Source organism: Haemophilus sp. HMSC066A11 (assembly GCF_001811665.1).
Lineage (GTDB): Bacteria > Pseudomonadota > Gammaproteobacteria > Enterobacterales > Pasteurellaceae > Haemophilus > Haemophilus influenzae.
In genome coordinates this window covers 80,694-97,281 of record NZ_KV805856.1, presented here as the reverse complement: position 1 = coordinate 97,281, position 16,588 = coordinate 80,694, and the positions used below count along the sequence as shown (strand labels likewise).

Here is a 16,588-nt window from a genome sequence, read left to right as displayed (position 1 = left end):
AGGAAATATCATTTTATTCCTTCTTCTTAAGCAACAATATAGCAAGGAAGATAGTAAAAAATTCACAATTTATAAATTTTATTTACAGACTGTAAATTATACAATACAATTATCGTAAATTTTTTATTACATCATAAGGAAACAAAAATGAACAAAACTGTAGGCAGCACACTTCTTGTTGCTGGTACGATGATTGGCGCGGGAATGTTGGCTATGCCACTCACTTCCGCTGGCATTGGCTTCGGCTTTACTTTAATCTTGTTATTGGGGCTTTGGGCATTATTAACTTTTAGCGCACTTTTATTCGTTGAGCTCTATCAAACTGCGGAAAGTGATGCAGGTATCGGCACACTTGCAGAACAATATTTTGGTAAAGCAGGACGCATTATTGCCACAGCCGTGCTAATTATTTTCTTATATGCATTAATTGCCGCTTATATCAGCGGTGGTGGTTCACTACTAAAAGATTTATTACCAAAAAGTTTTGGCGATAAAGTTAGCGTCTTATTATTTACCGTGATTTTCGGTTCATTTATTGTCATCGGCACACATAGCGTAGATAAAATTAATCGCGTGTTATTTTTCGTTATGCTTGCTGCCTTTGCTGTGGTGTTAAGCTTAATGTTGCCAGAAATCAAATTTGATAACTTAATGGCGACGCCAATTGATAAGGCTTTAATTATCTCTGCAAGCCCTGTATTTTTCACGGCGTTTGGTTTCCACGGTTCCATTCCAAGTTTAAATAAATACTTAGATGGCAATGTAAAAGCATTGCGCTTCTCTATTTTGGTCGGCTCTGCCATAACACTTTGTGCTTATATTCTATGGCAACTATCCACGCACGGCTTGCTTACACAAAATGAATTTTTACAAATCTTAAAAGAAGATGCGACTTTAAATGGCTTAGTAAAAGCAACCTTCGCCATCACTGGAAGCAATGTGATCGCAAGTGCGGTAAAATTATTTTCTACATTAGCACTTATCACTTCTTTCTTAGGTGTGGGATTAGGATTGTTAGAATGTATTGAAGATTTACTAAAACGTTCATTTAACGTTACAGCAGGCAGAATTTCACTTGGTTTACTGACTTTTATTCCACCACTTGTTTTTGCATTATTTTACCCAGAAGGTTTTATTTTAGCACTAGGCTACGCAGGTCAAATGTTTGCATTCTACGCCGTAGTATTGCCAGTTAGCCTTGTTTGGAAAGCTCGTCGTATTCACCGCAATTTGCCATATAAAGTGTGGGGAGGAAATCTGACTTTAATTATCGTATTGGTATTAGGCGTGATCATTACATCCATTCCATTTGCGATTCGTGCGGGTTATTTACCCTTTGTTGTAGGTTAAAAACAAACTAAAAATTTACCGCACTTTTTATCTAAAAAAGAGTAAATATTGTCCTAATTAATTTAGATAAAAATTTCAGACAAAACTTATCATTAATCTTATACAACAAAAAGGCTAAGTTCTAAAATTATAGAACTTAGCCCTTAAACTAAATGAAGTTCACTTCATCTATATTATACTTTCAATTATCGTCTTGTTTTCAATAGTTTTTCAGTGAGTTCATAAGCTCGAAGTTTTGCTAACTCTTTAGAAAGTTTTGCAACAAGTAAGTCATGATCTGCATCAGATCCGCGAGATACTATATTTTCTTCTGCTTTACGTTTTGCTTCGTGAATACGATCTGCATCTAATTCACTACCTCGAATAGCAATATCTGCTAATACTGTCACAATATTTGGTTGAACTTCTAAAAAACCACCAGAAACATAGATAACTTCTTCATTCCCATCTTTAAGAGTAAATTTAACAATCCCAGGCTTAATTGCTGTTAGCAATGGCGTATGTCCTGGCAAAATACCAAGCTCCCCTTCCACACCAGTTACCTGAATTTGTTTTACTTCACCTTCAAAGATTTTCTGCTCTGCGCTTACTATTGTTAAATTAAATGTCGCCATTTTGTTCTCCTTCAAATGACTTGAAGTGATTACATATTTTTGGCTTTTTCTAACACTTCATCGATTGAACCAACCATATAGAACGCTTGTTCAGGAATATGGTCATATTCGCCCTCTAAGATACCTTTGAAGCCACGGATGGTGTCTTTTAATGTCACGTATTTACCTGGTGAACCTGTGAAGACTTCTGCAACAAAGAATGGTTGTGATAAGAAACGTTCAATTTTACGTGCACGTGCTACCACTAATTTATCTTCTTCAGATAATTCATCCATACCAAGAATTGCGATAATATCTTTCAATTCTTTATAACGTTGTAAAATACCTTGTACACCACGAGCAACATCATAATGTTCTTGACCAACAACAAGCGGGTCTAACTGACGTGAAGTTGAATCTAATGGATCCACTGCAGGATAAATACCTAATGACGCAATTTGACGACTTAATACAACAGTTGAGTCTAAATGTGCGAAAGTTGTTGCTGGAGATGGGTCAGTTAAGTCATCCGCTGGTACGTACACCGCTTGCACAGAAGTGATAGAACCTGTTTTGGTTGAAGTGATACGTTCTTGTAACACACCCATTTCTTCTGCCAATGTCGGTTGGTAACCTACTGCGGATGGCATACGACCTAATAACGCAGATACTTCCGTACCAGCAAGGGTATAACGATAGATATTATCCACAAAGAATAATACATCTCGACCTTCATCACGGAATTTTTCAGCCATAGTTAAACCAGTCAATGCAACACGTAAACGGTTACCTGGTGGCTCGTTCATTTGACCATAAACCAAAGATACTTTATCTAATACGTTAGAATCTTTCATTTCATGATAGAAGTCATTACCTTCACGAGTACGTTCGCCTACACCCGCAAATACAGAGTAACCTGAATGCTCAATCGCAATATTACGAATCAACTCCATCATATTTACGGTTTTACCTACACCTGCACCGCCGAATAAACCAACTTTACCACCTTTTGCGAATGGACAAATTAAGTCGATCACTTTGATACCAGTTTCTAATAATTCCGTACTGTTTGATTGTTCTTCATAGCTCGGTGCCGAACGGTGGATAGCCCAACGCTCTTCTTCACCAATTGCTCCTTGTTCGTCAATTGGTTCGCCCAACACATTCATAATACGACCAAGTGTTTTTGTGCCTACTGGTACTTGAATTGGGTTATTTGTGTTTTCTACTTTTAAGCCACGTTTTAAACCATCAGATGTACCCAATGCAATACAACGAACTACTCCGCCACCTAATTGTTGTTGCACCTCAAGTGTTAAACCTGATTCAACTTTTAATGCATCGTAAACTTTTGGCACTGCATCTTGTGGAAATTCAACGTCAATCACCGCACCGATGATTTGTACAATTTTTCCTGCTGACATTACCGTTCCTCTTTTCTTAAATCGCCGCCGCACCGGCTACGATTTCATTCAATTCATTTGTGATACTTGCTTGACGAGCTTTGTTGTACACCAACCGCAGATCATTAATTAAATTACCTGCATTATCCGTTGCTGCTTTCATTGCTACCATTCGAGCCGCTTGTTCTGAAGCTAAATTATCTACAACCGCTTGATAAATTTGGGACTCTAAATAACGAACTAAAAGGCTATCTAAAAGTGCCTTTGGTTCTGGCTCATAAAGATAATCCCAAGTCTGTTGTCTTTCATTTAAATGATCGTCTTTAGATTCTGGTAAAGGAACTAACTGTTGCACAACAGGTTTTTGCGACATCGTATTAACAAATTTATTGTATGCAATATAAATTGCATCAATTTCACCATTACGATAAGCATCAAACATTGTATTTGCCACACCAATTAACTCTTCTAGAACGGGCGTATCGCCTAAACCAGAAAGCTGACCTTTGATATTAAATCCAAAGGAACGGAAAAAACTAATCCCTTTTGAACCTATTAAGCCCAAATCTGTAGAAATATTTTGTTCTTTCCAATTTTTTATTTGGTTAAGTGTGGTTTTGAATAAATTAACATTTAACCCACCACACATCCCACGATCTGTTGAAATAACCAAGATACCGATTTTCTTCACTTCGCGCTCAACTAAGAACGGATGTTTATAACCGATACTTGCCTTAGACACATGACTAATAACATTACGGATAGTTTCAGAATACGGACGAGATGCAGCCATACGATCCTGCGTTTTACGCATTTTCGAGGTTGCCACCATTTCCATTGCCTTAGTGATTTTTTGTGTACTTTGTACACTGGCAATTTTGGTTTTTATCTCTTTTGCACCTGCCATCTTATCTCTCCGTTACTACCAAGCACTATTCGCTTTAAAACCATCTAAAATACTTTTTAACGTATCTTTGATTTCATCATTATAGTTACCGGTTTTATTAAGCTCTTGCATAAATTCAGCGTGATTACGGTTAGAATAATCTAAAAGTGCGGTCTCAAAACTTGCAATTTTTGATAATTCCACGTCATCCAAATAACCAAATTCAACAGCAAACAATACAACCGCTTGTTCTGCAACAGATAATGGTGCGAATTGTTTTTGTTTTAATAATTCAGTTACTTTTTCACCGTGAGAAAGTTGCTTACGAGTCGCATCATCTAGATCTGATGCAAACTGTGCAAACGCTGCTAATTCACGATATTGAGCTAGCGCGGTACGAATACCACCCGCTAATTTCTTAATAACTTTAGTTTGCGCTGAACCACCAACACGAGATACCGAAATACCTGGGTTTACCGCAGGACGAATACCTGAGTTAAACAAGTTAGATTCTAAGAAGATCTGACCATCGGTAATAGAAATTACGTTGGTTGGAACAAACGCAGATACGTCACCAGCTTGGGTTTCAATAATAGGAAGTGCGGTTAAAGAACCTGTTTTTCCTTTCACTTCACCTTTAGTGAATTTTTCTACATAATCTTCATTTACACGAGAAGCACGTTCTAGTAAACGAGAATGTAAATAGAACACATCACCTGGATAGGCTTCACGACCTGGTGGACGACGTAATAATAATGAAATTTGACGATAAGCTACGGCTTGTTTTGATAAATCATCATAAACAATTAACGCATCTTCGCCGCGATCACGGAAATATTCCCCCATCGCACAACCAGCATAAGGGGCTAAATATTGTAACGCTGCTGATTCAGATGCAGATGCAGCTACCACGATAGTATTTGCAAGCGCACCATGTTCTTCTAATTTACGCACGACGTTTGCAATAGTAGAGGCTTTTTGACCAATCGCAACATAGATACATTTAATACCTGAATTACGTTGATTAATAATAGCGTCAATTGCTAACGCAGTTTTACCCGTTTGACGGTCACCGATGATTAACTCACGCTGACCACGACCAATCGGTACCATAGAATCGACAGCTTTATAACCAGTTTGAACAGGTTGATCAACAGAACGACGATCGATAACACCTGGCGCAATCACTTCTACTGGTGAGAAACCATCATTTTCAATTTCGCCTTTACCATCGATTGGCTGACCAAGCGTATTAACTACACGACCTAATAAACCACGACCAACTGGTACTTCAAGAATACGACCTGTACATTGAACTTCCATACCTTCCGCTAAATCTGCGTAAGGTCCCATAACTACAGCACCAACAGAATCGCGTTCAAGGTTAAGTGCCATCGCATAACGATTACCTGGTAAGGCGATCATTTCACCTTGCATCACATCGCTTAAACCGTGGATGCGAATAATACCATCGCTTACAGAAACAATTGTCCCTGTATTACGCGCTTCACTGACCACGTCGAATTGAGCGATGCGTTTTTTAATCAATTCACTAATTTCAGTTGAATTTAGTTGCATCTTGTATTCCTCTTATAATTGCAACTCGTTTGCGAGACGAGTAAGTTGCCCACGGCTACTTCCGTCAATCACAAAGTCTTCAGTACGAACAATCACACCAGCAATAAGTGCGTTATCCACGTTGCAATTTAATTTCACTTTGCGAGCTAATCTTTTTTCCATTGCAGCTGCAATTTTTTCGATTTGTGTTGCATTCAATGGTTGCGCAGATGTTACTTCAACTTCTGCAATAGCTTGGTGTTCCTCTACGTGATGTTTAAATTCTTCAAACACCGCAGGAATAGCACTCAAACGCTTATTTTCAGCCATTAACCGAATAAGATTTTGCCCATATTGATCCAATTGTTCGCCACAAATAGAAATTACTGTATCAGCTAATTTCTGTGCAGAAAGAGAACTACTTAAGTAAGCTTTTACCGTTTCATCTTCAGCTACGGCTGCAGCAAAACCTAACATTTCAGTCCATTTTTCGACCGCACTTTGTTCAATGGCAAAGTCGAATGCAGCTTTTGCATAAGGGCGAGCTATTGTAGTTAATTCTGACATAAGCTAAGCCTCTTATAACTCTGCAACTAATTTATCAATAATGTCATTGTTTGCCGCTTCATCAATAGAACGACCCACAATTTTCTCAGCACCAGCCACTGCCAATGAAGCCACTTTAAGACGCAATTCTTCTTGAACACGTTTACGTTCTGCTTCTACTTCTGCATAACCTTGAGCAATAATTTTTGCTTTTAGTTCTTCGGCTTCTACCTTCACTTCGTCTAATACTTCATTGCGACGTTTATTCGCAGCATCTAAAATGTCTTGAGCTTGTACTTTTGCAGCTGAAAGTTCTTGTTCAACAAGATTTTTCGTATCTGCTTGCTCTTTTTTAGCTGCTTCAGCTGACGCTAAAGCGTTCGCAATTTGGCTTTGACGTGTTTCAATCGCATTAATAATTGGTGGCCAAACAAACTTCATGCAAAACCACACGAAAAGTGCGAATGCGATAAGTTGACCAATCAATGTTGCATTTAAATTCACAACGTCCTCCTTACTATGCTTGTTTTACGTTGATAAGCAAATAAGGTGATTAGTGTAATAAACCGATGAATGGGTTTGCGAAAATGAAAAGTAATGAAATACCAACAGCAATCATTGCAATCGCATCTAAAAGACCAGCCACGATAAACATTTTAGTTTGTAAGCTAGATGCTAATTCTGGTTGGCGAGCTGATGATTCTAAGAATTTACCACCTAGAATAGCAAAGCCAATTGCAGTACCTAATGCAGCAAATGCAAGAAGAATTGATGCACCGATGATTGTAGCTGTAATTACAGTTTCCATAATTTTCTCCAATAGAAGTTAAGTTTTAGCCCTAGAGCCAGTTAATAAAAAATGATTAATGATCTGCTTTATTATAAGCAATACTTAAATAAACAACCGTCAACATCATAAAGATGAAAGCCTGCAAGGTAATAACCAAAATATGGAAAATAGCCCAAGCAAGATGTAACGGAATCCCTAATGCTGCAATGGCCATATTAGCGGAATACATCACAGCGATAAGAATAAAGATCAATTCCCCTGCATACATGTTACCAAACAAACGGAATGCGAGTGAAATTGGTTTAGCCAATAAAGTCACCGTTTCAAGAATAAAGTTAACAGGAATAAACGCCCAATGATTGAATGGATGAAGCGTATATTCTTTAACTAAACCTTTGAATCCTTTAGATTTTATTGTGTAGAAAAGAATTAAAAAGAAAACACAAATGGACATACCCAAAGTTGCGCTAATATCTGCTGTCGGCACTGCACGAAGATAATGAATACCGAACAAACCTGCAAATTGAGGTAAGAAATCAACAGGAATTAAGTCGATAGCATTCATGATGAATACCCAACAGAAAATTGTTAATGCAAGTGGCGCAACTACGTTACGTGGACCATGAAAATTTTCTTTCACGATTCCATTAACCCATTCCACAACAATTTCAACTAAGCATTGCATTTTTCCTGGAACGCCAGTTGTTGCTTTTTTTCCTACTCGAGAAAAAACAAATAGGAAAATAACCGCAGCAAGAATAGAAAAGAACAACGTATCTATATGAACATTCCAAAATCCATCCCCTGTTTTGAGAAAGGATAAATGGTGGCTAATGTATTCCGATGTTGTTTGTCCAGACATAATAAACCCTTAGTACAAGTATAAAAATCAAATTCGGCGAAGCAAAAATGGAACTAAATTATTCAACATTAATGCAATAAAAAAACCACTAAAAAAAATAATAAAATTTGTAACCGAAAAGTATTTAAATGAAATACTAATAAAAACAATGGTTAGAACAAATTTTATTGCTTCTCCTTTATAAAGTGCGGTCAGTTTTGTGGCTAAATGTTGTTTTCTATAAAAAACCACATACACAAAAACACCGAAAGGAATTAATGCCGAAAGAAATCCGAATAAAAAATCAAACGCACTTTTCATTTGCCATAAAGCAAAAAAACAAGCCAATAGCAGCATAATGACTATTTCAATAAAAATAGCTTTTTGATACTGAACTTTCGCTTGTTGTACAATTCTCGACATTTTTAAAACCTTAAAACGCTCTAATTATACATTTGATGAAATTAGATTCAACTTAAAAAGCACTGAAAAACGTTAACTAAATCACACTTTTAGAAATTTTTTACTAAATTGTAACTATTTAACGTAAAACGATTAAATGTCGTTCGCCTATAAGCTCTGGAACAGATAATTCAATCACTTTTTGAATAGTATATTTTTCATTCAATTCATTAATTTCATCTTCCTGATAAATCCCTTTTAATGCATAAAAATATCCATTTTCTTTTGGTAAATGATGACACCAATCTGTCATATCTTTTAGTGAAGCAAAAGCACGACTTAATACACCATCAAATTTATCTTCAGGTTGATATTCTTCTACTCGACTTAAAACAGGGATTACATTAGTTAGTCTAAGCTCACGTATAGCATTTCGAATAAAACTAATACGCTTACCTAAACTATCAAGGAGGACAAATTGTTTGGAAGGATTAATAATGGCCAAAGGTAAACCAGGCAAACCAGGCCCTGTACCAACATCAATAAAACGATCACCTTGTAAATAAGGACTTACTACAAGACTATCTAAAATATGTTTGACTAACATTTCTTGTGGATCACGAACTGACGTCAAATTATAAGCTTTATTCCATTTATTGAGTAAATTGACCAGATCAATCAACTGCTGAATTTGTTGATCACTTATTTTTATATTTGCCTGCGCAAGTAAACTGACTAATTTGGCTTTCATATTTATTATCTCTTTGGGAAATTGCGCTATTTTACTTAAAAGTGCGGTAGATTTCCTTAATGTTTTTAGTAACTTGATGGATTATTTACTAAATCAATATCCATTTTTATACCATAAATTGAATAAGCATCCGCATAATTCATTTCAAAGACTTCAATTGCTTCTGTTCAAGAACCAAAGAATGAATGTTCACTAAAAAATAAGTTTGTTCTGCTTCAGGAATGGAAAATGGCATTAATTTGAGTAAATCTTGATGAATAGCTAAAACTTGTGGAAAAATGACCGCACTTTGAATTTCTTCTAGCATTTCTGAATAAAGCGGAGAAACGCAACCTCCCCGTTCTATCCGACCTAAACTGCAAGCAATGTGTAGCAGCATAAAATCCACTTGAGGCGTATTCACATCCGCTTGCCAGTAATTGGCTAAACGAGCTCGTAAACGAAATATCACATCAATAATAGATTGATTTATTTGCTTGCGAATTTTCCAACGTTCTAATTGCTTAAATAACCGCATTTGTTTTTGTTAGTTCAAAATTTGTTCATTAATTTACCGCACTTTACTAAAATAAAACAGTGCATAGATCACAGTTTTGTAGCAAAATGGTAAAAAACTTGTAAGGATGTAAAAATGTTAGATTACAAAATGTTCAATCCATATGAAGGATTGATTTTTGATATGGATGGAACTTTAATTGATACAATGCCCGTGCATGCACAGGCTTGGACGATGGTGGGAGAGCGATTTGGCTATGAATTTGATTGCCAAATTATGTATAACTTAGGCGGGGCGACGGTTAAAACTATTGCAGGGGAAATGATGAAAGCGGCGAATATGCCATTAGATAGAATTGAGGATGTGCTTGCTGCAAAACGTGAGTTGTCTTATCAACTTATACCAACTCAATCAAAGTTATTACCAACCTTCGAGATTGTTAAATATTTTCATCAGAAAAAGCCAATGGCTCTAGGTTCTGGCTCACACCGTAAAATTATTGATATGTTGATGGATACACTGGCTATTGCGCCTTACTTTAGTGCCATTGTCAGTGCAGATGATGTAAAAGAACATAAACCACATCCAGAAACCTTTTTACGCTGTGCTGAATTAATTCAAGCAAATCCAAGTCGTTGTATCGTATTTGAAGATGCGGATTTAGGCGTGCAAGCGGGGTTAAATGCGGGGATGGATGTGTTTGATGTTCGCACGCGAGAAATTATTTCGCCAAGATAATGGATATTTTTTCATTTTTTAGTGCTGATTTTTGGCAGGCTAATAGCTTATGCCTTATGTTTATCAGCGCGTTTTTGAGTGCAACAGTATTACCAGGTAATTCAGAAGTTATATTTGTTGCGCTTGCTGTACCTAAATTAGTGTTGGGATCTTTATTTAGTACAGATATATTGGCACTCGTTTTTTTCGCCACGCTTGGCAATGGATTGGGGAGTTTAACTACTTACGGGATTGGGCGATGGATACCAAAATTCGATCCCAAAAATTACCGCACTTTATGGGCAATAAATCAGCTACGGCGTTATGGGGCGATTGCTTTACTTTTGAGCTGGCTACCTGTCATTGGCGATTTATTTTGTGCCATAGCTGGTTGGTTAAGATTAAATTTTGTAGCGAGTAGCCTCTTTATCTTTTTGGGAAAAATGGTTCGTTATGTTGCGTTATTATTTTTTAGTACGCCATTCTTACTATAAAATGCACAAGAAAAAACCCCACAATAAATGTGGGGAAAATAACCTAAGGAACCAATTTTATTAAAACAACTGCAAGTTGCTTGCACTATAAGACTAAGCCTTTATAAGAAAGTTCAAAGTTTTTTAAAAATTTTCAAAATAAAAATTTTTGTATAAAAGAAACCCCACAATAAATGTGGGGCAATAACCTAAGGAACCAATTTTATTAAAACAACTGCAAGTTGCTTGTTCTATAAGACAATGAACCTTACTATAAAGTTCATTAAAATTTGTAAAAAAGAAATATTTATTCAAATTATTTCTTAACCAACTGATTTACAAGGAAAATTTATGCCATTACTTGATAGTTTTAAAGTGGATCACACAAAAATGAACGCACCTGCAGTACGCATTGCAAAAACGATGCGCACGCCAAAAGGCGATAATATTACTGTTTTTGATTTACGTTTTTGTATTCCAAACAAAGAAATTCTTTCCCCAAGAGGTATTCATACACTTGAACATTTATTTGCTGGATTTATGCGTGATCACTTAAATGGCGATAGCATAGAAATTATTGATATTTCTCCGATGGGATGTCGCACGGGATTTTATATGTCTTTGATTGGCACACCAAATGAACAGCAAGTGTCTGAGGCTTGGTTAGCTTCAATGCAAGATGTTTTAGGTGTACAGGATCAAGCTAGTATTCCCGAATTAAATATCTATCAATGCGGAAGCTATACGGAACATTCCTTAGAAGATGCACACGAAATTGCCAAAAATGTTATCGCACGTGGTATAGGGGTAAATAAAAATGAAGATTTGGCACTCGATAATTCCTTATTAAAATAGGAAGACGCTTGATTAACCTAAAAAAGTTAGTAGTAAAAAACGCATTTTATGATCTACACCCCAAAAATTGACTAAATAACCAACTAAGGTGTAGATTTTTTATGACCAAATACAACACTCTTTTCAAACAACAAGTCATCGAATTTGATCTTCAAAATGGTAAAAATCGTTCACTTACCCGCAGGTATTTTCAACTTGCCTAAATAACACTAAAACGTTGGATTAACCAATTAATCATAGTTAAATCAATAGATTATCCGTACTTAGTAAGAAGCAAAATTACTTACCTGAATTTAAACTTAACATAATACAAGCGGTTAAAAATGGGCAATTTTCTGCAGAAGCCGCATATTTACATTTTGGCATTACCAATTCAGGCGTTGTTAATCAATGGCTGCAAGCCTTTGAAAAACAAGGTATAAACGGCTTAATCCTCAAACCTAAAAGTCGTCCAATCATGAAACCGAAATACCCTAAGATGCCACCTAAACCGAAAACATGAGGGGAAGAACTAGAATTGGAAAATTTACTACGTGCGGAGAACGCAATTCTAAAAAAGTTGCAAGAACTCAACCAACAAAAAAGACTTGAAGACGCAAAACCCAATTTTACATTCCGACCAAGGTTGGCTGTATCAAATGGTCGGTTATCAGGCGATTTTACGAGAGAATAGCATTCAGCAGAATATGTCAAGGAAAGGAAATTATTTAGATAACAATGCGATGGAAAACTTCTTTGGACGATTAAAAACTGAATGTTATTACGACAAACGATTTGAGACGTTCAAACAACTGAAAAAACAACTCATGAGTATATTCATTATTACAACCATGATCACATTCAGGGAAACTAAAAGGGCTGAGCCCTGTGAATGACAGAACTCAGTCCTTGAACTAAATCAATCTAACTTTTTGGGGGAAGATAAATCCCAACTTGCGGTCAATTAATAGCTTGAATTGATTAACACTTCTTCGCCATAGCCGCCTAAAGTTGGCATTGGTTGATAAGTAGAGTTTGCGGCACGCATTAAACGAATACCACGAACACCTGCTTCTTTAGCTGCTAGTACATCATCATCGCTGTCGCCATAGTGAATACTCACTTTATGTGAAATGATTGCAGGCGTTTTGTTATATTTTGTTGTACGTTCACGGCTGCCCATAAATTCAACTGGGTGCATATTCTTAATATTGAACGTTTTTTCTAAAATTGGTGTTACACCATCCACTTTGCCAGCAGTACGGCCAGTGAAAAAGTAAACTTGGTCGCCACGTGCTTGGTGCATATTAATTAAATCTATGGCAATTTGTTTAGGAATAGAATATTTATCGCAACCTGCATTTACTTCATTCCAGAAATCTTGGTTTTTCAAATAATCGTGTTTACCTGGTGAGAATTTTTGTTGTCCGTGGTAAAAGCAAGGGCTACTGAAAAGCACGGTATCATCAATATCAAAGCTTACATTAATTGGTGCTTTACCTTCTAAACTTTGTTTGATTTGATCAACACTAATCCAATGAATTGCTTGCTCTTGTAACATTTCACGAGCATTAGTGCCAGATTGAGTATAAGGTTCTGTTTTGCCTGCCATCGCTGGAACTGCAGCTGCAGTTAAAAGTGCGATTACAGATAATTTCATGACGTTTTTCATTGCCTTTCCTCACAAACGTTGATTTAAAAACCGCTCACATCATACATTTTTTTAGCTTATATTCAATAATTAGCAATCGTTTGCTGTTTCAAAGTATGATCCACTTCACATTTTTTATTTATGAGTGAAGAATAAATCTACAATATAAATTTCCCTCTTGAATTTAATCAATTTGTCGCCATATAACGAACAACTTTTCACTTTATAAAGGACAGAACAATGACAACGATTGTAAGCGTACGTCGCAAAGGGCAAGTCGTCGTAGGCGGTGATGGACAAGTTTCTTTAGGCAATACCGTAATGAAAGGTAATGCCCGTAAAGTACGCCGTTTATATAATGGCAAAGTGCTTGCTGGTTTTGCGGGTGGAACGGCAGATGCATTTACACTTTTTGAATTATTTGAACGTAAACTGGAAATGCATCAAGGGCATTTGCTAAAAAGTGCGGTGGAATTAGCGAAAGATTGGCGTACAGATCGCGCACTTCGTAAGTTAGAAGCGATGTTAATTGTGGCGGATGAAAAAGAAAGTTTAATCATCACGGGTATTGGCGATGTAGTTCAACCAGAAGAAGATCAAATTTTAGCAATCGGATCGGGTGGTAACTATGCGTTGTCTGCAGCACGTGCGTTAGTGGAAAATACTGAACTTTCTGCACATGAAATTGTTGAAAAATCTTTAAGAATTGCTGGTGATATTTGCGTGTTCACAAATACCAATTTCACTATTGAAGAATTACCGAATTAAGGAAAAAGCTATGTCTGAAATGACTCCTCGTGAAATAGTTTCTGAATTAGATCAACATATTATTGGTCAAGCCGATGCAAAGCGTGCAGTGGCGATTGCTCTGCGTAATCGCTGGCGTCGTATGCAGCTTCAAGAACCTCTGCGTCACGAAGTAACCCCAAAAAATATCCTGATGATTGGCCCAACTGGTGTGGGTAAAACTGAAATTGCGCGCCGTTTGGCAAAATTAGCTAATGCACCATTTATCAAAGTAGAAGCAACGAAATTTACCGAAGTGGGTTACGTGGGGAAAGAGGTGGATTCCATTATTCGTGATTTAACGGATAGTGCGATGAAGCTTGTTCGCCAACAAGAAATTGCGAAGAACAGAGCAAGAGCTGAAGATGCAGCCGAAGAACGTATTTTGGATGCTTTACTTCCTCCAGCAAAAAATCAATGGGGCGAAGTTGAAAGCAATGATAACAATAGCACACGCCAAACATTCCGTAAAAAATTACGTGAAGGTCAATTAGATGATAAAGAAATCGAAATTGATGTATCGGCGGGAGTGTCTATGGGCGTTGAAATTATGGCTCCTCCAGGCATGGAAGAAATGACAAACCAGCTGCAATCATTGTTCCAAAATTTAGGTTCAGATAAAACGAAAAAACGCAAAATGAAAATTAAAGATGCGTTAAAAGCGTTGATTGATGATGAAGCAGCGAAATTAATTAACCCTGAAGAACTTAAACAAAAAGCCATTGATGCTGTAGAACAAAACGGTATCGTCTTCATCGATGAAATCGACAAAATTTGTAAGAAAGGCGAATACAGTGGGGCTGATGTATCGCGTGAAGGCGTGCAACGTGATTTACTTCCGTTAGTGGAGGGTTCGACAGTTAGCACCAAACACGGAATGGTAAAAACCGATCACATCTTATTTATTGCATCTGGTGCATTCCAAGTTGCCCGTCCTTCAGATTTGATTCCAGAGTTGCAGGGGCGTTTGCCGATTCGTGTTGAACTTACCGCATTAAGTGCGGCGGATTTTGAGCGTATTTTAACGGAGCCACATGCCTCTTTAACCGAGCAATACAAAGCACTAATGGCAACAGAAGGCGTGAATATTGAATTCACAACCGACGCAGTGAAGAAAATTGCTGAGGCTGCATTCCGAGTAAATGAAAAAACGGAAAATATCGGTGCGCGCCGTTTGCATACGGTAATGGAACGTTTAATGGATAAAATTTCTTTCAGTGCAAGTGATATGAATGGTCAAACGGTCAATATTGATGCGACTTATGTCGCAGATGCACTTGGCGAAGTGGTTGAAAATGAAGATTTGAGTCGTTTTATTCTTTAAAGATAAAAATTTTACATATAAAAGTGCGGTAAATTTTTACCGCACTTTTTGTTTTCAGCATAGAGAAACTAATTAGTTTTTAATTTACTCCAATATTTTTCATAAATATCAACAGCTTCTCCTACATCGCCTTGCATAATTCCTTTTTCTACTTCTTCCGCTGGTGGGAATAATTTTGGATCATTAGCCACTTCCGCACTTAGCAGTGTTTTCGCCCCATTATTTGGCATAGAAAAGCCCATACGTTCAATAACAATTTTTGCATTTTCAGGGCGAAGTAAAAAGTCGATGAACTTATGCGCCCCTTCCACGTTTTTTGCCGAACTTGGAATAGCGTAGTTATCCATCCAGAAAATAGCCCCTTCTTTTGGATAAACAAATTGCAAAGATGGATTTTCTTTCTGAGCTAAGTAAGCTGAACCATTCCAAATCATCCCAATTGTAGCTTCGCCTTGTACGTAAGGGACTTCTGGCGAATCAGAGTTAAAGGTCACTACATTTGGTAACAGTTTTTCTAAACGTTCATAAGCTGTTTTGATGTCTTCTTCATTGGTGGTATTTGGCGATTTACCATCAAGTAATAATGCTACGTGGAACACTTCACGCGCATCACTGGTCATAAGAACTTTACCTTTAAATTCAGGTTTCCATAAATCCGCCCAGCTCGTGATGGTTTTAGGATCAATTTCATCTGCATTAACTTCAATACCTGTTAAGCCGTAAACATAGGGTAATGAATATTTATTTTCTGGGTCGAATTCTTTATGTAATAAATGTTTAGGAATTTGATGAATATTGGTCAATTTACTTTGATCAATCGTTTGAAGCATCTTTTCCTTAATCATTTTATTTACGTAGTAACTTGATGGAAACACCAAATCATAGCCAGAGCCAGTATTTTGAGTAAGTTTGAGTTTCGCGTACATTTCTTCGTTGCTTTCAAAGGTAGAATAAATTACCTCGATGCCAGTTTCTTTAGAGAACTGTGCGACTAAATCAGAAGGGACATAGTCTGTCCAGTTATAGACGTAAAGTTTGTTGTTGGCAAAGGCTGAAACCGCGAAAAGTGCGGTGGTGGAAAGGAAAAGATTTTTGAGTGAGTGAGCAAAGAATTTTTTCAATTTATTGACCTCCAAGGGTTATGATTCATTATTCAACGCACAATTTTTGTGCGCGCGCAGTATAGCA

The 16,588-nt window shown here is 37.0% G+C and carries 19 protein-coding genes and 1 pseudogene; 7 read left to right on the top strand and 13 right to left on the bottom strand.

The window, feature by feature from the left end:
- Nucleotides 1–147 precede the first annotated feature (147 nt).
- Nucleotides 148–1,350 (top strand): aromatic amino acid transporter, encoded by a 1,203-nt coding sequence (locus tag HMPREF2813_RS01640; protein ID WP_014550392.1) that lies wholly within the window; start codon nt 148–150, stop codon nt 1,348–1,350.
- 185 nt (nt 1,351–1,535) lie between these two features.
- Here the strand turns inward: HMPREF2813_RS01640 and HMPREF2813_RS01635 are convergent, their stop codons facing one another.
- From HMPREF2813_RS01635 to HMPREF2813_RS01585, 11 genes are all read right to left on the bottom strand, one after another.
- Nucleotides 1,536–1,964 (bottom strand): F0F1 ATP synthase subunit epsilon, encoded by a 429-nt coding sequence (locus HMPREF2813_RS01635; RefSeq protein ID WP_005649396.1) that lies wholly within the window; start codon nt 1,962–1,964, stop codon nt 1,536–1,538.
- Between the two features lie 29 nt (nt 1,965–1,993).
- The gene (gene atpD, locus HMPREF2813_RS01630; RefSeq protein ID WP_005652049.1) at nt 1,994–3,367 is read right to left on the bottom strand and encodes a F0F1 ATP synthase subunit beta; all 1,374 of its coding nucleotides are present in this window, start codon (nt 3,365–3,367) and stop codon (nt 1,994–1,996) included.
- Between the two features lie 16 nt (nt 3,368–3,383).
- Nucleotides 3,384–4,253 carry a F0F1 ATP synthase subunit gamma gene (gene atpG, locus HMPREF2813_RS01625; RefSeq protein ID WP_005662546.1) on the bottom strand — a complete coding sequence of 290 codons (870 nt, stop codon included), beginning with the start codon at nt 4,251–4,253 and terminating at the stop codon, nt 3,384–3,386.
- 15 nt (nt 4,254–4,268) lie between these two features.
- The gene (gene atpA / locus HMPREF2813_RS01620; RefSeq protein ID WP_005652042.1) at nt 4,269–5,810 is read right to left on the bottom strand and encodes a F0F1 ATP synthase subunit alpha; all 1,542 of its coding nucleotides are present in this window, start codon (nt 5,808–5,810) and stop codon (nt 4,269–4,271) included.
- 12 nt (nt 5,811–5,822) lie between these two features.
- Complete coding sequence (gene atpH / locus HMPREF2813_RS01615) at nt 5,823–6,356, bottom strand: F0F1 ATP synthase subunit delta (protein WP_005642563.1); 534 nt, start codon at nt 6,354–6,356, stop codon at nt 5,823–5,825.
- Between the two features lie 12 nt (nt 6,357–6,368).
- Nucleotides 6,369–6,839, bottom strand: a complete 471-nt coding sequence (gene atpF, locus HMPREF2813_RS01610) for a F0F1 ATP synthase subunit B (protein WP_048946799.1) — start codon at nt 6,837–6,839, stop codon at nt 6,369–6,371.
- A 49-nt stretch (nt 6,840–6,888) separates the two neighbouring features.
- Nucleotides 6,889–7,143: a F0F1 ATP synthase subunit C gene (gene atpE, locus HMPREF2813_RS01605; RefSeq protein ID WP_005629249.1), complete on the bottom strand. Its 255-nt coding sequence runs from the start codon at nt 7,141–7,143 to the stop codon at nt 6,889–6,891.
- A gap of 55 nt (nt 7,144–7,198) precedes the next feature.
- Nucleotides 7,199–7,987: a F0F1 ATP synthase subunit A gene (gene atpB, locus HMPREF2813_RS01600; protein WP_005629251.1), complete on the bottom strand. Its 789-nt coding sequence runs from the start codon at nt 7,985–7,987 to the stop codon at nt 7,199–7,201.
- A 27-nt stretch (nt 7,988–8,014) separates the two neighbouring features.
- A complete protein-coding gene (locus tag HMPREF2813_RS01595) occupies nt 8,015–8,389 on the bottom strand; it encodes an ATP synthase subunit I (protein WP_005686968.1) in 375 nt (124 codons plus the stop codon).
- A gap of 118 nt (nt 8,390–8,507) precedes the next feature.
- On the bottom strand, nt 8,508–9,119 hold the full coding sequence (gene rsmG / locus HMPREF2813_RS01590; RefSeq protein ID WP_048946800.1) for a 16S rRNA (guanine(527)-N(7))-methyltransferase RsmG: 612 nt from the start codon (nt 9,117–9,119) through the stop codon (nt 8,508–8,510).
- A 139-nt stretch (nt 9,120–9,258) separates the two neighbouring features.
- Nucleotides 9,259–9,636, bottom strand: coding sequence for a PRD domain-containing protein (locus HMPREF2813_RS01585; RefSeq protein ID WP_048946801.1), 378 nt, complete (start codon nt 9,634–9,636; stop codon nt 9,259–9,261).
- Between the two features lie 114 nt (nt 9,637–9,750).
- On the opposite strand from HMPREF2813_RS01585, the gene HMPREF2813_RS01580 reads away from it, so the two are divergent.
- The 4 genes and pseudogenes from HMPREF2813_RS01580 (at nt 9,751) to HMPREF2813_RS09785 (ending at nt 12,557) form a co-directional block, all read left to right on the top strand.
- Nucleotides 9,751–10,353: a beta-phosphoglucomutase family hydrolase gene (locus HMPREF2813_RS01580; RefSeq protein ID WP_048946802.1), complete on the top strand. Its 603-nt coding sequence runs from the start codon at nt 9,751–9,753 to the stop codon at nt 10,351–10,353.
- The gene (locus HMPREF2813_RS01575) at nt 10,353–10,826 is read left to right on the top strand and encodes a YqaA family protein (protein ID WP_048946803.1); all 474 of its coding nucleotides are present in this window, start codon (nt 10,353–10,355) and stop codon (nt 10,824–10,826) included. The genes HMPREF2813_RS01580 and HMPREF2813_RS01575 overlap by 1 nt, the downstream gene beginning before the upstream one ends.
- 330 nt (nt 10,827–11,156) lie before the next feature.
- Nucleotides 11,157–11,660 (top strand): S-ribosylhomocysteine lyase, encoded by a 504-nt coding sequence (luxS, locus tag HMPREF2813_RS01570; RefSeq protein WP_048946804.1) that lies wholly within the window; start codon nt 11,157–11,159, stop codon nt 11,658–11,660.
- 101 nt (nt 11,661–11,761) lie between these two features.
- A pseudogene (locus HMPREF2813_RS09785) lies at nt 11,762–12,557 on the top strand (IS3 family transposase).
- Nucleotides 12,558–12,603: 46 nt separating this feature from the next.
- Here the strand turns inward: HMPREF2813_RS09785 and aphA are convergent.
- The gene (gene aphA, locus HMPREF2813_RS01555; RefSeq protein ID WP_005649426.1) at nt 12,604–13,311 is read right to left on the bottom strand and encodes an acid phosphatase AphA; all 708 of its coding nucleotides are present in this window, start codon (nt 13,309–13,311) and stop codon (nt 12,604–12,606) included.
- 219 nt (nt 13,312–13,530) lie between these two features.
- On the opposite strand from aphA, the gene hslV reads away from it, so the two are divergent.
- Nucleotides 13,531–14,058 (top strand): ATP-dependent protease subunit HslV, encoded by a 528-nt coding sequence (gene hslV, locus HMPREF2813_RS01550; RefSeq protein WP_005662532.1) that lies wholly within the window; start codon nt 13,531–13,533, stop codon nt 14,056–14,058.
- 10 nt (nt 14,059–14,068) lie between these two features.
- The gene (gene hslU / locus HMPREF2813_RS01545) at nt 14,069–15,400 is read left to right on the top strand and encodes an HslU--HslV peptidase ATPase subunit (protein WP_014550388.1); all 1,332 of its coding nucleotides are present in this window, start codon (nt 14,069–14,071) and stop codon (nt 15,398–15,400) included.
- Nucleotides 15,401–15,468: 68 nt separating this feature from the next.
- Here the strand turns inward: hslU and HMPREF2813_RS01540 are convergent, their stop codons facing one another.
- Complete coding sequence (locus HMPREF2813_RS01540; protein WP_014550387.1) at nt 15,469–16,521, bottom strand: extracellular solute-binding protein; 1,053 nt, start codon at nt 16,519–16,521, stop codon at nt 15,469–15,471.
- Nucleotides 16,522–16,588: the final 67 nt, after the last annotated feature.

What these genes read in the sequence shown, in the direction of transcription:
- HMPREF2813_RS01640 (WP_014550392.1), top strand. Translation starts at nt 148, where the DNA reads ATGAACAAAACTGTAGGCAGCACACTTCTTGTTGCTGGTACGATGATT.
- HMPREF2813_RS01635 (WP_005649396.1), bottom strand. Translation starts at nt 1,964, where the DNA reads ATGGCGACATTTAATTTAACAATAGTAAGCGCAGAGCAGAAAATCTTT.
- atpD (WP_005652049.1), bottom strand. Translation starts at nt 3,367, where the DNA reads ATGTCAGCAGGAAAAATTGTACAAATCATCGGTGCGGTGATTGACGTT.
- atpG (WP_005662546.1), bottom strand. Translation starts at nt 4,253, where the DNA reads ATGGCAGGTGCAAAAGAGATAAAAACCAAAATTGCCAGTGTACAAAGT.
- atpA (WP_005652042.1), bottom strand. Translation starts at nt 5,810, where the DNA reads ATGCAACTAAATTCAACTGAAATTAGTGAATTGATTAAAAAACGCATC.
- atpH (WP_005642563.1), bottom strand. Translation starts at nt 6,356, where the DNA reads ATGTCAGAATTAACTACAATAGCTCGCCCTTATGCAAAAGCTGCATTC.
- atpE (WP_005629249.1), bottom strand. Translation starts at nt 7,143, where the DNA reads ATGGAAACTGTAATTACAGCTACAATCATCGGTGCATCAATTCTTCTT.
- atpB (WP_005629251.1), bottom strand. Translation starts at nt 7,987, where the DNA reads ATGTCTGGACAAACAACATCGGAATACATTAGCCACCATTTATCCTTT.
- HMPREF2813_RS01595 (WP_005686968.1), bottom strand. Translation starts at nt 8,389, where the DNA reads ATGTCGAGAATTGTACAACAAGCGAAAGTTCAGTATCAAAAAGCTATT.
- rsmG (WP_048946800.1), bottom strand. Translation starts at nt 9,119, where the DNA reads ATGAAAGCCAAATTAGTCAGTTTACTTGCGCAGGCAAATATAAAAATA.
- HMPREF2813_RS01585 (WP_048946801.1), bottom strand. Translation starts at nt 9,636, where the DNA reads ATGCGGTTATTTAAGCAATTAGAACGTTGGAAAATTCGCAAGCAAATA.
- HMPREF2813_RS01580 (WP_048946802.1), top strand. Translation starts at nt 9,751, where the DNA reads ATGTTAGATTACAAAATGTTCAATCCATATGAAGGATTGATTTTTGAT.
- HMPREF2813_RS01575 (WP_048946803.1), top strand. Translation starts at nt 10,353, where the DNA reads ATGGATATTTTTTCATTTTTTAGTGCTGATTTTTGGCAGGCTAATAGC.
- luxS (WP_048946804.1), top strand. Translation starts at nt 11,157, where the DNA reads ATGCCATTACTTGATAGTTTTAAAGTGGATCACACAAAAATGAACGCA.
- aphA (WP_005649426.1), bottom strand. Translation starts at nt 13,311, where the DNA reads ATGAAAAACGTCATGAAATTATCTGTAATCGCACTTTTAACTGCAGCT.
- hslV (WP_005662532.1), top strand. Translation starts at nt 13,531, where the DNA reads ATGACAACGATTGTAAGCGTACGTCGCAAAGGGCAAGTCGTCGTAGGC.
- hslU (WP_014550388.1), top strand. Translation starts at nt 14,069, where the DNA reads ATGTCTGAAATGACTCCTCGTGAAATAGTTTCTGAATTAGATCAACAT.